This is a genomic window from Bradyrhizobium sp. UFLA06-24, assembly GCF_054967145.1.
Map to the genome: position 1 here is coordinate 1 of NZ_JADFUE010000100.1, position 15,671 is coordinate 15,671.

Sequence of the window (15,671 nt, forward strand, 5' to 3'; positions counted from 1 at the left end):
GGTATACTCTACCAGTCCACCTGTGTCGGTTTCGGGTACGGTCTAATGTGGAGGCTATTTCCTGGAACCCCTTCGAGGCCCGACCAATCCAGTAAGGTCGGACAACACACGGGATTCGTCACCATCCACTGGCTGCAGAATATTCACTGCATTCCCATCGACTACGCCTTTCGGCCTCGCCTTAGGGACCGGCTAACCCTGCGAAGATTAACTTTACGCAGGAACCCTTGGACTTTCGGCGACACTGTCTTTCACAGTGTTTGTCGTTACTCATGCCAGCATTCGCACTTCTGATACCTCCAGGCGCTCTCACGAGTCGCCCTTCGCAGGCTTACAGAACGCTCCGCTACCGCGTAGCCCTTGCGGACTACACCCTAAGCTTCGGCTCGTGGCTTGAGCCCCGTTACATCTTCGGCGCAGAAACCCTTATTTAGACCAGTGAGCTGTTACGCTTTCTTTAAAGGATGGCTGCTTCTAAGCCAACCTCCTGGTTGTTTTGGGATTTCCACATCCTTTCCCACTTAGCCACGAATTAGGGGCCTTAGCTGTAGGTCCGGGTTGTTTCCCTCTCCACGACGGACGTTAGCACCCGCCGTGTGACTCCCGGATAGTACTCTCAGGTATTCGGAGTTTGGTTGGGTTTGGTAAGACGGTAAGTCCCCCTAGCCCATCCAGTGCTCTACCCCCTGAGGTATTCATCCGAGGCGATACCTAAATATCTTTCGCGGAGAACCAGCTATTTCCCAGTTTGATTGGCCTTTCACCCCTAACCACAAGTCATCGGAGCCTTTTTCAACAGGCACCCGTTCGGTCCTCCAGTGAGTGTTACCTCACCTTCAACCTGCTCATGGCTAGATCACTAGGTTTCGGGTCTAATACAACGAACTTGGCGCCCTATTCAGACTCGCTTTCGCTACGCCTTCGCCTATCGGCTTAAGCTTGCTCGTTAAATTAAGTCGCTGGCCCATAATACAAAAGGTACGATGTCACCCAGAACGAATCTTGGGCTCCATCTGTTTGTAGGTGTCCGGTTTCAGGTCTATTTCACTCCCCTCGTCGGGGTGCTTTTCACCTTTCCCTCACGGTACTGGTTCACTATCGGTCGCTGAGGAGTACTTAGGCTTGGAGGGTGGTCCCCCCGTGTTCAGACAGGATTGCACGTGTCCCGCCTTACTCGTGGATACATCATCGCATTACTCGTACGGGGCTATCACCCTCTGAGGCCCGGCTTTCCTGACCGGTTCCGATTGTCTTTGATGTATCACTGGCCTGGTCCGCGTTCGCTCGCCACTACTAACGGAGTCTCTGTTGATGTCCTTTCCTCCAGGTACTTAGATGTTTCAGTTCCCTGGGTTTGCTTGAAACCTCCTATGTATTCAGAAGTCTCATACCTTCTCTTGATAACCGGAAATCCAAAACCTCTCGGCTTCAGATCCTCTCGGTCTCCCAATCGAACCCCAAAACCAAGGTCTTGGAGTTCCGGCTATCGAAGGTGGGTTTCCCCATTCGGAAATCCGCGGATCAAAGCTTCTTCGCAGCTCCCCACGGCTTATCGCAGCGTAGCACGTCCTTCATCGCCTCTCAGCGCCAAGGCATCCACCGAACACCCTTAAGGCACTTGATTGCTCTCATTATCAATGTCCACACACTCGGCAGAATGTTGTCTGCGCAATTGCCACTAAAGGCACGTACCCTCGAAGATACGATTGTCGCAGCCGGACATTGACTAGAAAGACCAGCTTGCTTCGTAAGATCGTTCCGATAGCGAGGCGGTCAAGCTTCGCTAAAAGGATCATTTTACAACTCGCTGCCAACCTTGCAGTCAGCGTCGAGCGCCGAAAATGATCCGGAGATAATGAAGGATCCGCGCAGCAATCTGCTACACGACCCAACTCGGATCGATCTCCTCTTTACGATGTCAGAAAACACGCATTCTGCTGTCTATCCAGACTAGCAGGATGCGAAGTGATGTTTCGCGGACGACGGTGCATGACCTCGGTGATCAAACCATCTGGTGGAGCCAGACGGGATCGAACCGACGACCTCATGCTTGCAAAGCACGCGCTCTCCCAGCTGAGCTATGGCCCCGTAACCAGAAGACGAATGCTCACTCGATGAAAGTGGTGGGCCTGGGAAGACTTGAACTTCCGACCTCACGCTTATCAAGCGCGCGCTCTAACCAACTGAGCTACAAGCCCCTAACGCATATCCCGTTAAGGACCCTGGATCCTGCTGCGTGCAGGCCCAGCGCGTGTTCGTCCGCGAAGAAAGAGAAACGTAGACGGCGAAATCCCGCCAATGGAGCTCAACGATCTGGCGATCTGTTGGCCCCTGATGTTTCTAAAACAGCTCGATAGAAGCAAGCTTCTGAAGAGCCATCCTTAGAAAGGAGGTGATCCAGCCGCAGGTTCCCCTACGGCTACCTTGTTACGACTTCACCCCAGTCGCTGACCCTACCGTGGCCGGCTGCCTCCTTGCGGTTAGCGCACCGTCTTCAGGTAAAACCAACTCCCATGGTGTGACGGGCGGTGTGTACAAGGCCCGGGAACGTATTCACCGTGGCGTGCTGATCCACGATTACTAGCGATTCCAACTTCATGGGCTCGAGTTGCAGAGCCCAATCCGAACTGAGACGGCTTTTTGAGATTTGCGAAGGGTCGCCCCTTAGCATCCCATTGTCACCGCCATTGTAGCACGTGTGTAGCCCAGCCCGTAAGGGCCATGAGGACTTGACGTCATCCCCACCTTCCTCGCGGCTTATCACCGGCAGTCTCCTTAGAGTGCTCAACTAAATGGTAGCAACTAAGGACGGGGGTTGCGCTCGTTGCGGGACTTAACCCAACATCTCACGACACGAGCTGACGACAGCCATGCAGCACCTGTGTTCCAGGCTCCGAAGAGAGGGTCACATCTCTGCGACCGGTCCTGGACATGTCAAGGGCTGGTAAGGTTCTGCGCGTTGCGTCGAATTAAACCACATGCTCCACCGCTTGTGCGGGCCCCCGTCAATTCCTTTGAGTTTTAATCTTGCGACCGTACTCCCCAGGCGGAATGCTTAAAGCGTTAGCTGCGCCACTAGTGAGTAAACCCACTAACGGCTGGCATTCATCGTTTACGGCGTGGACTACCAGGGTATCTAATCCTGTTTGCTCCCCACGCTTTCGTGCCTCAGCGTCAGTACCGGGCCAGTGAGCCGCCTTCGCCACTGGTGTTCTTGCGAATATCTACGAATTTCACCTCTACACTCGCAGTTCCACTCACCTCTCCCGGACTCAAGATCTTCAGTATCAAAGGCAGTTCTGGAGTTGAGCTCCAGGATTTCACCCCTGACTTAAAAACCCGCCTACGCACCCTTTACGCCCAGTGATTCCGAGCAACGCTAGCCCCCTTCGTATTACCGCGGCTGCTGGCACGAAGTTAGCCGGGGCTTATTCTTGCGGTACCGTCATTATCTTCCCGCACAAAAGAGCTTTACAACCCTAGGGCCTTCATCACTCACGCGGCATGGCTGGATCAGGGTTGCCCCCATTGTCCAATATTCCCCACTGCTGCCTCCCGTAGGAGTTTGGGCCGTGTCTCAGTCCCAATGTGGCTGATCATCCTCTCAGACCAGCTACTGATCGTCGCCTTGGTAGGCCATTACCCTACCAACTAGCTAATCAGACGCGGGCCGATCTTTCGGCGATAAATCTTTCCCCGTAAGGGCTTATCCGGTATTAGCACAAGTTTCCCTGTGTTGTTCCGAACCAAAAGGTACGTTCCCACGCGTTACTCACCCGTCTGCCGCTGACGTATTGCTACGCCCGCTCGACTTGCATGTGTTAAGCCTGCCGCCAGCGTTCGCTCTGAGCCAGGATCAAACTCTCAAGTTGGACTTGAACTTTGAACCGGCTGATCACAACGTTTGACGAGGTCCCACCATTGTCGACCGAAATCGACTTGCTGTCTGCGATTCACATCGCGGACAACGATGGTGTTTCCTTTGAAACGTGTACCGCCGAAGTCTTTCGTCCTCTCTCAGTACTCAAAAGCCGAAGCTCTCAAGTGGTCCGAGAGGCGCAAGGACTCCGCCGTCCACGTTTCTCTTTCTTCATCTTCACTTGTCAAACAGCCCGGGGCCGTGGAGGCCCCAACCTTCCGGAGTGGAAGGGTTCCGACACTCTTACCGACGTCGAATGACTCCAACCGATTGTGTCGGCTGTTGTGTCACTCAACAAGTTGAGGAGCATCAGTGGCGCGTTCGCTCGCCTTGGTCAGTGACCCGGCGGCGCCGCGCTCAGTGGTTGGGGTTATAGGCCCCACCTTCCGGGCTGTCAACGCCAATCGTCAACAAATCGTCGCACAGTGGATTGGCGGAAAAATTCTAGCGATTCCAAACGATTAGGAGACCCTGAAGCGAGCAGAGCGACGGTGTCCGGCAAAAAATCTGAAAAAAAGTTTGTCGCCCTGGGGGCTCGTGAGGGGCTCCTGAGGGGGGGGGGTCTGGACACGGCCCCGGGCGCCCCTCACCCCCAAGGCCGCGCCGGCCCGTTCAGGAAACTTTTTCCATCTTATGCGCCGTACTAGAGCCACAATCCCGCGGCGTTCTGATAAGAGACAAGCTTGAATCGCAGGGAGGCCAGTGGGGGCTGCCGGCGGTTTTCATGGGGTTCAGAGAAGGCGATCTGACGATGACGCGGCCTTCTTCGGACGTTCGAAAGACATCGAGAGACCTTCACCTGCCCAGCTGTTCGTAATTTCGGCCGGGCCTCAACTGAGGCCTTCTGAGCGCGAGCACCTGTGCGGCATGGCTTTTCCCGCGATGCCCCTTCAAGAGGGCGACCGGGGAGAGACACGAAGCAAGGCTGTCGGGTCGTTGATTGGGGGACTTGGGTTGAACCAGAGGACGTCACGCGGCGCTTACGGGCGTGAGACCGGGATCATCGATCTCGGCCACGAGCCGCCGCTGTCCGTCGATGGTTCCGAGGCCGCCGTGATCGATCGCCGTCGCGTCTCGGTGCAATGGTTCAGCGGCACAATTCTGACCGGACTCTGCGGCGCGGCCTTGATCGGCGGCGCCGTTTTCGCATCGCTCGACGGCGAAATGACCTTCGCCAAGGTGCCGGAGCGCGTCGAAGGCGCGCTGCGCGGTGCCTTCGGTACCGCCGATCGCACCGCCACGCTGCACAAGAGCGATCGCCTGCCGCCGCCGAACGATTCCACCGCCTCGCGCAACATCGTGCGCGTCTCGACGGTGGCCCGCGTCGGCAACCGCGACGTGATGCGCGTGCGGCCCTTCATCCGGATCGCCGGCAATCTGTCGATGACGACGAGCGATCTGTCGGCGAAGATTCCGCCGTTCAACGCCCAGCGTCTGCTCACCGACGTCGGCTCCGATCCGAAGACCGCCTCCGACGACCCGAACAATCCCGAAGCCGTCGAGCCCGACGCCGAGGTCTCCTTCGTCACGAAGGATCTCTCGCCGGTGCTGCCGAAGGCCAAGATCTCCGCGGTGGTGGCGCTCGACGACATCCTGATGCGGGTGCGCGATGCCGCCAATTGGCGCGGCAATGGCGGGGTGCGCTATGCCTCGCTGGCCAACGCCGCCGCCGACGTCTCGGGCGCGACCGGCGCCACGGACATGAAGATGGCCTACGCCACCGAAGCGTCGTCGTCCGATCCCTATGCCGGTTTCGAGACCCGCGTGGTGCCGGAAAACGTCACGCTGCTGCCGAAGACCAAGGAGCAGATCACCGGCGGCAATCCCACCGGCGAGCGCGTGCACCTGGTCAAGAAGGGCGACAGCGTCGGCTCGGTGCTGCGCGATCTCGGCGCCACGACCGAGGAGATCAAGGCGATCACCGCGACCCTCGGTCCGCGCGGCCGCGACGGCGGCCTGAAGGAAGGCGAGAAGCTTCGCATCCTGATGGCGCCGGCAAGCCCCGGCGCACGGCTGCAGCCCTATCGCGTCGTGGTTGCAAACGACACCGTGGTCGAGGCGATCGCAGCACTGTCCGATCTCGGCAAATACGTCGCGGTCGATGTCTCCAGCATGAACACCGTTGCCGACGCCACGACCAGCACCAGCAGCGAGGACGATGACGACGACGACGGCAGCGGCGTGCGGCTCTACCAGAGCATCTACGAGACCGCGATGCGCAACAAAGTGCCGATGCCCGTCATCGACGACATGATCAAGATCTACTCCTACGACGTCGATTTCCAGCGCAAGGTGCAGCCGGGCGACTCGTTCGACGTGTTCTATGCCGGCGAAGAAGACGGCACGACCTCGAGCGAGAAGAACGACGTGCTGTTCGCCTCGCTCACGATCGGCGGCGAAACCAAGAAATATTACCGCTACCAGAGCCCCGACGACGGCGTCGTCGACTACTATGACGAGACCGGCAAGAGCGCGAAGAAGTTCCTGGTCAGGAAGCCCGTCAACAGCGCCATCATGCGCTCCGGCTTCGGCGGCCGCCGCCATCCGATCCTCGGCTATGTGAAGATGCACACCGGCGTCGACTGGGCCACCGCCTACGGGACGCCGATCTTCGCCGCCGGCAACGGCGTGATCGAGAAGGCCCAGCTCGAGGGCGGCTACGGCAAATATATCCGCATCAAGCACAACAACGGCTACGAGACCGCCTACGGCCACATGTCGGCCTTCGCCAAGGGCATGGAAGCAGGCAAGAAGGTGCGGCAGGGCCAGGTCATCGGCTTCGTCGGCTCGACCGGCCAGTCGACCGGCCCGCATGTCCACTACGAAATTCTCGTCAACGGCCGCTTCGTCGACCCGATGCGCGTGAAGCTGCCGCGTGGCCGTTCGCTGGAAGGGCCGATGCTGGCCAGCTTCGAGAAGGAGCGCGACCGGCTCGATGCGATGATGAGCGGCCGGGGCGGCGCCATCGCCCGCCTGTCGGACGCCACCGGCGGGCCGTTGCAGGTCACCAACCGGTAATTGCAACCGGCCGGGATCGGCCGCACGTCTCCGCAAAAACCTGGCCCTGATGCGGCGGCATATCACGGCGGCACAATTTCAAGTTTCGTTTGCCAAAGCCGCGTGACGGGCGAATACTTTCCAAAAATCGGGAGGTCTCGCCATGACGACCAGGCTCGCCTGCGCAGCGTTTGCGGCTGCGATTTTCGCAAGCACGAGCGTTTTTGCCGAGAGTTGGCAGGTCACGAGGCTCGTGCCGGGCTCGGCCTTTCATGGCGTGCACGGGCTCGGAATCGACAAGGACGGCCATCTGTTTGCGGGCAGCGTCGCGGGTGCAGCGCTCTACGAAGTCGACGTCGCTGCGGGCACCGCGAAGGTTGCAATCCCCGCTCCTGTCGGCATGGCCGACGACATCGCCTTCGCGCCCGACGGCACCATGGCCTGGACCGGTTTCTTGACCGGCGATCTCTATTCACGCAAGGGCGACGGCCCGATCAAGAAGCTGGCATCCGGCCTTCCCGGCATCAACTCGCTCGCCTACCGCAAGGACGGCCGGCTCTACGCCTCAACGGTCTTCCTCGGCGACACCCTCTATGAGATCGACGTCGAAGGCGTCAAACCGCCGCGGCAGATCATGGAGAAGATGGGCGGCCTCAACGGCTTCGAATTCGGCCCCGACGACAAGCTGTACGGACCGCTCTGGTTCAAGGGACAGGTCGCCAGGATCGACGTCGACAAGGCCGAGCTGACGGTGGTTGCCGACGGCTTCAAGGTGCCCGCCGCGGTGAACTTCGATTCCAAGGGCAATCTCTGGGTCGTCGACACCGCGCTCGGCCAGCTCGTCCGGGTCGATCCGAAGTCCGGCACCAAAGCCATGGTCGCGCAGCTGAAGCCGTCGCTGGACAATCTCGCGCTCGACGACAAGGACCGGATCTACGTCTCCAACATGGCCGACAACGGCATCCAGGAGGTGGACCCGGCGACCGGCCAGGCCAAGCAGATCATCATCGGCAAGCTCGCTTTGCCCGGCGGCATCGGTGTCACCTCTGAGGACGGCAAGGATACGGTCCACGTCGCCGACGTGTTCGCCTATCGTACCGTGGACGGCGGAACCGGCGAGGTCACCGAAAAGGCGCGCATGCACGCCGATGGCACCACGCTCGAATATCCGATGAGCGCGACGGCGAAGGGCAACGATGTGGTCCTGTCGAGCTGGTTCACCGGCACGGTGCAGGTGATCGACGGCAAGACCGGTGCGACGCGCGAGATGCTGCACGGCTTCAAGGCGCCGCATGATGCGATCGTGCTTGCCGACGGCAACATCCTGGTGGCCGAGCTCGGCACCAAGTCGCTGGTCAAGGTCAGCGGCGAGCATGGCAAGGATCGCACCACTTTGATCGGTGGTCTCGAGGGCCCGATCGGCCTCGTCGGCGGATCGAGCGACGAGGTCTACGTGACCGAAGGCTTCGCCGGCACGGTCTCCAGGATCGACGCGAACGGCGAGAAGACCGTGCTCGCCAAGGACCTGAAAATGCCTGAAGGCCTCGCGCGCGGCAGCGACGGCCGATTGATCGTGGCGGAGGTCGGTGCCAAACGGCTGATCGAGATCGCGCCGGAGAACGGCCAGCTCACCGAGATCGCGGCCAATCTTCCGATCGGCCTGACCGGCGCGCCGAACGGCCTGCCGACCCACATCCCGACCGGTGTCGCCATCGGTGGGACCGGCGCCATCTATTTCAGCTCCGATATCGAGAATGCGATCTACAAGGTGGTGAAGAAATAGCCTCCGCGCGCAACGGGCCTGCGCGCGGAACCGAGGCTGGGATTCCCGGTTAGAGGCAATCGGGAAGCCCATCAGCAGGAGGATCGCCCATGACGCGCCTCTCACGCGACGATGTCGCCAAGGCCGTGGACCGGGCCGACGAGGTCACCATTGCCCAGATCATCGGAACCGGCGCAACCGCCGAGGAGCTTGCCGAAGCCCAGGCTTGGCTCGCCAATGACGAGCCGATGATCAACGATTTGCGCCCACTGGCGCAGGGACGCGTGCGCGAGCTCGTGGATATTCTCTCGGAGCTCGACCAGGACGATGACGAGCAAGGTCTAACAGGACCCGGCTCGGCGTTCGCAATCAGCTAGGCTCGATCAAGCGCAAAAGAATGCCCCGGAGAGGCGACCTCTCCGGGGCGGTATTCGTAGTCGCGAGTTCAGTGCTCAGTTCAGCTTGCGCTTCGACACCGGCGCTTCGAACTGGGTGATCTCCGCGGTCTGCGGCGCCTTGCCGTTGAAGGTCAGCACGTTGCCTTCGGACGAGATCGCAACATTGTCCCCGTCCTTGACGTCGCCGGCCAGGATCATCTCGGCGAGCGGATCCTGGAGGTAGCGCTGGATCACCCGCTTCAAGGGCCGGGCGCCATAGGCGGGGTCCCAGCCCTTGGCTGCGAGCCAGTCGCGGCCTGCGGCATCGAGCGTCAGCACGATCTTGCGATCGGTCAACAGCTTCTGGAGCCGCGCGAACTGGATCTCGACGATCCGGCCCATCTCGCTCCGTTGCAGGCGGTGGAACAGGATGATCTCGTCGACACGGTTCAGGAACTCGGGACGGAAATGTCCCCGCACCATGCCCATCACCTGCTCACGCACGGCCGAAGTGTCTTCGCCCTCGGGTTGATTCACCAGAAACTCCGAACCGAGGTTCGAGGTCATGATGATCAGCGTGTTGCGGAAATCGACGGTACGGCCCTGGCCATCGGTCAGGCGGCCGTCATCGAGCACCTGCAACAGGACGTTGAAGACGTCGGGGTGCGCCTTTTCGATCTCGTCGAACAGCACCACTTGGTAGGGCCGGCGCCGCACGGCTTCGGTGAGCGCGCCGCCCTCGTCGTAGCCGACATAGCCCGGAGGTGCGCCGATCAGCCGCGAGACCGAGTGCTTCTCCATGTATTCGGACATGTCGAGGCGGACCATCGCGGTCTCGTCGTTGAAGAGATATTCGGCGAGCGCCTTGGTCAGCTCGGTCTTGCCGACGCCGGTCGGGCCCAGGAACATGAACGAACCGGTCGGCCGGTGCGGATCCTGCAGGCCCGCGCGCGAACGGCGCACGGCGGTGGCGACCGCACGCACGGCCTCGCTCTGCCCGACGACACGTTGCCCGAGCTGCTCCTCCATCTTCAGGAGCTTCTCCTTCTCGCCCTCCAGCATCTTGTCGACCGGCACGCCAGTCCAGCGCGAGACCACCTGCGCGACGTGATTGGCGGTGACAGCCTCCTCCATCATCTCGCCGGAGTTCTCCTTGGCCTCGATGTCCGCAAGCTGCTTCTCGAGCTGCGGGATCCGACCATAGGCCAGCTCGCCCGCCTTCTGGAATTCGCCGCGCCGCTGCGCGTTGGCCAGTTCGACCCGCAGGCCGTCGAGCTCGGCCTTCAGCTTCTGGGCGTCGGAGAGCTTGCTCTTCTCCGCGCTCCAGCGCGCCGTCAGCGAAGCCGACTTCTCCTCGAGCTCGGCAAGATCCTTCTCCAGCGTCTGGAGCCGGGACTTGGAGCCGAGGTCGCTTTCCTTCTTGAGAGCTTCCTGTTCGATCTTGAGCCGGATGATCTCACGATCGAGCGAATCCAGCTCTTCCGGCTTGGAATCGACCTGCATCTTCAGCCGCGCCGCGGCCTCGTCCATAAGGTCGATCGCCTTGTCGGGCAGGAAGCGATCCGTGATGTAGCGGTTGGACAACGTCGTGGCCGCAACGAGCGCGGAATCCGTGATCCGCACGCCATGGTGCTGCTCGTACTTGTCCTTCAGGCCGCGCAGGATCGAGATGGTGTCCTCGACCGATGGCTCGCTGACGAAGATCGGTTGGAAGCGCCGGGCCAGTGCGGCGTCCTTTTCGACGTGCTTCTGGTACTCGTCGAGCGTGGTCGCGCCGATGCAGTGCAGCTCGCCGCGCGCCAGCGCCGGCTTGAGCAGGTTGGAGGCGTCCATCGCGCCGTCGCCCTTGCCGGCACCGATCAGCGTATGCATCTCGTCGATGAACAGGATGAAGGTGCCTTCGCTGCCGGTGACTTCCTGGAGCACGGCCTTCAGCCGCTCCTCGAACTCGCCGCGGTACTTCGCGCCGGCGATCAGCGCGCCGAGATCAAGCGACAGCAGCTTCTTGTCCTTGAGGCTCTCCGGCACATCGCCATTGACGATGCGCAGCGCCAGTCCTTCCGCGATGGCGGTCTTGCCGACGCCGGGTTCACCGATCAGGACGGGATTGTTCTTGGTCCGGCGCGAGAGCACCTGGATGGTGCGGCGAATCTCCTCGTCGCGGCCGATGACCGGGTCGAGCTTGCCATCGCGCGCCGCCTGGGTCAGGTCGCGGGCATATTTCTTCAGGGCGTCATACGCGTTCTCGGCCGTGGCGCTGTCAGCCGTGCGGCCTTTGCGCAGCGCTTCGATCGCGGCGTTGAGGTTCTGCGGGGTCACGCCGCCCTTGTTCAGGATGGCGCCGGCTTCGCTGGTCTTCTCCAGCGTGAGGCCGAGCAGCAGCCGCTCGACCGTGACGAAGCTGTCGCCGGCCTTCTCGCCGGCCTTTTCGGCGGCATCGAACGTGCGCGCGAGTTCCGGGGCCAGATAGATCTGGCCTGCGCCGCCACCACTGACCTTCGGCACCTTGCCCAGGGCGTCCTCGGTCGCCTTCAGGATTGCGCGGGAATTGCCGCCGGCGCGGTCGATCAGACCGGCAGCTAACCCTTCATTGTCGTCCAGCAGGACTTTCAGGACATGGAGCGTGGAAAACTGCTGATGCCCCTCGCGCATCGCAAGCGACTGCGCGGACTGGATGAAGCCCCTGGAGCGTTCGGTATACTTCTCGATATTCATAGCTTTTCTTTCCCTCGGCCTGCCCATGGGGCCCTGCAAGGCACCCCAAACGGCATCTTCATTGGGTTTCCGCTCGTCGCGTTGACATTCCTCAACGCAACAAACGGTCGTTATCAGCCCGCGCTGGCGCCGGCCTGACCCAGATGTGGGAAGTGCGTCCTCGGATCGGAAGAGGCGTATTCACAATTTCGTGCGCTGATCGGGCCGCTTGGCGGGTGCGGGGCGAATCCCCTAAGTAGCGGCATGACAGCCAGCCACACCGCCGAAATCACCGCCCTTTACCGCTACCCGATCAAGGGGCTGACGCCGGAATCCCTGCCCCGGGTCGCCTTGCGGTCCGGTCAGACCCTGCCCGCGGACCGCCGCTACGCCATCGAGAACGGCCCCAGCGGGTTTGACCCCGAGGCCCCCGAATGGAAGCCGAAGGTCCAATTCCTGATGCTGGCCCGCAACGAGCGGCTGGCGTCTCTGGACAGTCGGTTCGAGGATGCGACCAATCGCCTGACCATCCGTAAGGACGGCGAGATCGTCGCCAGCGGCGATCTCGAGACCGCGGCTGGGCGCGCTGCGATCGAGACCTATTTCAGCGAGAACTTTCAGCCCGAGCTGAAGGGCCCGCCGAAAGTCCTGTCCGGCCGCGGCCACAGCTTTTCCGACGTCGCCCGCAAGGTGGTGTCCATCATCAATCTCGACAGCGTCCGCGCCATCGAGGCCATGCTCGGCGGCGTTGCCGTCCATCCCTTGCGCTTCCGCGCCAATCTCTACGTGAAGGGCTGGTCGGCCTGGTCCGAGCTCGATCTGGTCGACCAGACGCTCGCGATCGGACAGGCGCGCCTGAAAGTGGTCAAGCGCATCAAGCGCTGCCCGGCCACCAACGTCGATCCTGACACCGCCGTGCGCGATCTCGATATTCCGCCGACGCTCTCGCGCCATCTCGGCCACATGGATTGCGGCATCTACGCCGAGGTGATCGAAGGCGGCGAGATCGGCGTGGGTGATACGGTCGCGGTGGAGCAGCCGAAGCTGGTGTGAGCCGATATCGGCGCACCACACTCGGTCATTGCGAGCGCAGCGAAGCAATCCAGAGAGCTGCCGGTGAGACAGCCTGGATTGCTTCGTCGCTTCGCTCCTCGCAATGACGCCGGCGACGAGCTTCAATTCGGCATCACATACGCATAGATCCTGCCGCGCGAGATCGGGGCCTCGCGGACGCGATTGCCGTTGTTGCCGGAGATCATGATCGGATTGCCCTGCGCGTCGATGCCCGTGATGATGCCGACATGACCGCCGCGGCGGCCGCGCGACATCACTGCGATGGCGCCGACCTGGGGACCTGAGACGCGCGTGCCGTAGTGCGCGAACGAGCTCGCCATGTCGGAGCCGGTGCCCTGATGGCCGGTCTTCTGCAGCACCATGTTCATGAAACGCGCGCACCACAGGCTGCCGCGCCCCGTGGGATTGCCGCCCAGATAACGCCGCGCCTCGGAGACCAGACCCGATCCGCCGCCGAAGCCGCCGCTCATGCTCGCGGGCGCATTGGCGCTCGGATCATAGCTGGCCTGCGTGTTGGCGAATTCGCTGGACCGCAACGCCGTCGCGCTGCGCTCGAAGCGCGAGCCGCGGGTGGAGTGGCGATAATGATGATGTCTGGCGTGATGCACGTAAGCGTGCCGCTCTGCGCTATGACGATGATGCGGCCGCGCGGAGGCCGGAGAAACGAATGCGGCAAAAGCCGCGACGAAGATCGCCAGCGCGACAACACAACGCGACAGGCGAGACGCAAACAACTCAACCATTCTTCATCCTACGTTGACACCCCACTTTCCCATCGGCCGTGCGGTGGCCGACATCGATGAGGCCGTTAAGCCGCCCGATGTGGCGAGAAAAAGACACGGTGCCTGCGAATAGCTGCGATGATTTTGCGTCAGTGCTGGCAGGAAGCTGCCTCATTGCGGACATCAGCATTAACTGCGATCCTCAACTCATGGCTTGAAGAGAGGGAAACGGTTAATGCCCCACGCCACGACCAGGGACGACGTCCGCATCTATTTCGAGGAAGCGGGCCAGGGAACGCCGATACTTTTTCTGCACGAGTTCGCGGCCGACTACGGCAATTGGGAGCCGCAGATGCGCTACTTCTCGCGCGGCCACCGCTGCATCACCTATTCCGCGCGCGGCTACACGCCGTCTGATGTGCCCGACGGCGAGGTCTACAGCTACACGCATTTCTACACCGACGCACTCGCCGTGCTTGATCACCTCGGAATCGCGCGCGCACATCTCGTCGGCCTGTCGATGGGCGCCTACTCGTCGCTCCAGATCGGATTGAACGCGCCGCAGCGCGCGCTGTCGATGACGCTGGCCGGCGTCGGCTCTGGTTCGGAGCTCGAGAATTTGGAGGCCTGGCGCAAGCAGTGCCGCGCCAATGCCGAGCAATTCGAGACGCTGGGCTCCGCCGAGGTCGCCAAGGCCACGCGGGAAGCGCCGAGCCGGATTCCATTCCTCGTCAAGGACCCGCGCGGCCACGCCGATTTCTATGCCGCGCTGGCGCGGCACGATGCCAAAGGCTCGGCCAACACGATGCGCGGCTTCCAGGGCGGCAGGCCGTCGATCTACACGATGACGGAGGCGATCGCGAAAGCGGCCACGCCCGCACTGATCATCTGCGGCGACGAGGATGATCCGTGCATCGGCGCAAGTCTGTTCCTAAAAAAGCACCTGCCTGCCGCGGGCCTAGCGATGTTTCCGAAGTCAGGCCACGTGCTAAATCTTGAGGAACCCGCGCTGTTCAACGAAAGCGTGGAACGGTTCGTGACCCTGGTGGAAGCAGGCCGCTGGCCGATGCGCGATCCGAGGTCGCTGGCGGCGCACTAGAGCAACGGCGCCACCACGCATGGTCATTGCGAGCGCAGCGAAGCGATCAGACCTTGGGAGCCGCCGGTAGCGGTGGCAATGCGGAATTACCCGCCGAGGCCAGCCGCCTGACGCTGGCCTCGATCGATACCAGCAAGAACAGGAACATGATGAAGATAAAATAGGAGAAGGCACCTGCTGCGACGTACAGGGCGACAGGAGCCATCAATCGCAGGGCTAGCCTGCGGTCTTGCTCTTCCTGAAATTCCTGGGCGACGAGTTGCAGTTCGCCCTGCAGCTTGTTGAAGAACCACACCACGAAATACGGCGCGCGGGTGGGAGGCGTAGCGGCCGTGAAGCGATCGATGGCGGACGAATACTGCTTGTCCTTGTTTGCCGTCGCCAGGGCCGGTGCTCGCGCGCTCAGTCGCCTGGCGTAGTCGAAGATGAGGGAGCGCCACAGCACCTCGATGTTGCCCTCATCAAGCGCGTTTCGGTCCTCCAGCGCGGAATAGCCGCGGAACCGCACACCGTTGTTGTGAAGCCAATCGGCGAACTGGGACGCGTTCTCAAAGCTGGCTCCCAGCGCACCATCGAGAAACTTGTTGAACTGCTGCAAGATCTCCGGATCGAGACGCTTTCCCTTTTCGTAAGCCACATTGTCGGGCCCACCAGTCTCCTTGACGATAGGTGCCTCCGCCGGAAAGACCTCCCTGATCAATTTGACCGGATCCGTCACCTGGCGAAACCGGTCGATCTGATCGGCGAGCCTCACCTTCGGATTCGGCGCGAACTCCGCATACAGTGCGAAGAGCAGCGCCAGCATCGTGATGATGAAGGACACCATCGCGGTCGCGATGACCGTCCCTCTCAGGAGGCGAACAAACAACGTTTCGATATTGCTCAGCATGACAATCACTTCTTGTTCAGGATGATTCCCGACCCACTGAGCCTGGATTGGCGATCCTTGTAGTCATCGTAGCTCTCGATGGTCTCAAATCCGTTCGCCTTGGCAGTTGCGAGGCGATCAAGTCGGCCCGTATCGTAG

Annotated in this window: 8 protein-coding genes, 2 tRNA genes and 2 rRNA genes; 5 read left to right on the forward strand and 7 right to left on the reverse strand. The window is 61.4% G+C overall.

Annotation, left to right across the window (positions count from 1 at the left end; genetic code table 11):
• The 4 genes from IF809_RS35940 to IF809_RS35955 all read right to left on the reverse strand — a co-directional run.
• Positions 1-1,624: ribosomal RNA gene (locus IF809_RS35940) — 23S ribosomal RNA — on the reverse strand; the annotation flags it as partial.
• 388 nt (positions 1,625-2,012) lie between these two features.
• Positions 2,013-2,088: transfer RNA gene (locus IF809_RS35945), tRNA-Ala, on the reverse strand.
• Between the two features lie 33 nt (positions 2,089-2,121).
• Positions 2,122-2,198, reverse strand: a tRNA-Ile gene (locus tag IF809_RS35950).
• Between the two features lie 187 nt (positions 2,199-2,385).
• Positions 2,386-3,872: ribosomal RNA gene (locus tag IF809_RS35955) — 16S ribosomal RNA — on the reverse strand.
• Between the two features lie 1,001 nt (positions 3,873-4,873).
• On the opposite strand from IF809_RS35955, the gene IF809_RS35960 reads away from it, so the two are divergent.
• The 3 genes from IF809_RS35960 to IF809_RS35970 all read left to right on the forward strand — a co-directional run bounded on the left by IF809_RS35960 (position 4,874) and on the right by IF809_RS35970 (position 9,055).
• Positions 4,874-6,937, forward strand: coding sequence for a peptidoglycan DD-metalloendopeptidase family protein (locus tag IF809_RS35960; RefSeq protein ID WP_462839898.1), 2,064 nt, complete (start codon positions 4,874-4,876; stop codon positions 6,935-6,937).
• Positions 6,938-7,079: 142 nt separating this feature from the next.
• On the forward strand, positions 7,080-8,699 hold the full coding sequence (locus IF809_RS35965) for an NHL repeat-containing protein (protein ID WP_128968574.1): 1,620 nt from the start codon (positions 7,080-7,082) through the stop codon (positions 8,697-8,699).
• An 89-nt stretch (positions 8,700-8,788) separates the two neighbouring features.
• A complete protein-coding gene (locus tag IF809_RS35970; RefSeq protein ID WP_128968575.1) occupies positions 8,789-9,055 on the forward strand; it encodes a hypothetical protein in 267 nt (88 codons plus the stop codon).
• Between the two features lie 75 nt (positions 9,056-9,130).
• On the opposite strand, the gene clpB is transcribed toward IF809_RS35970, so the two are convergent.
• Positions 9,131-11,770, reverse strand: coding sequence for an ATP-dependent chaperone ClpB (gene clpB / locus IF809_RS35975; RefSeq protein ID WP_128968576.1), 2,640 nt, complete (start codon positions 11,768-11,770; stop codon positions 9,131-9,133).
• 243 nt (positions 11,771-12,013) lie between these two features.
• Between clpB and IF809_RS35980 the strand changes: the two genes are divergently transcribed.
• On the forward strand, positions 12,014-12,802 hold the full coding sequence (locus IF809_RS35980; protein WP_128968577.1) for an MOSC domain-containing protein: 789 nt from the start codon (positions 12,014-12,016) through the stop codon (positions 12,800-12,802).
• Positions 12,803-12,924: 122 nt separating this feature from the next.
• On the opposite strand, the gene IF809_RS35985 is transcribed toward IF809_RS35980, so the two are convergent.
• A complete protein-coding gene (locus IF809_RS35985; protein WP_128968578.1) occupies positions 12,925-13,566 on the reverse strand; it encodes an NlpC/P60 family protein in 642 nt (213 codons plus the stop codon).
• Between the two features lie 214 nt (positions 13,567-13,780).
• Here IF809_RS35985 and IF809_RS35990 point away from each other — a divergent pair, with 214 nt between their 5' ends.
• Positions 13,781-14,644: an alpha/beta fold hydrolase gene (locus tag IF809_RS35990; protein WP_128968579.1), complete on the forward strand. Its 864-nt coding sequence runs from the start codon at positions 13,781-13,783 to the stop codon at positions 14,642-14,644.
• A 46-nt stretch (positions 14,645-14,690) separates the two neighbouring features.
• Here IF809_RS35990 and IF809_RS35995 read toward each other — a convergent pair whose 3' ends face one another.
• A complete protein-coding gene (locus tag IF809_RS35995) occupies positions 14,691-15,533 on the reverse strand; it encodes a hypothetical protein (RefSeq protein ID WP_128968580.1) in 843 nt (280 codons plus the stop codon).
• Between the last annotated feature and the right edge of the window lie 138 nt (positions 15,534-15,671).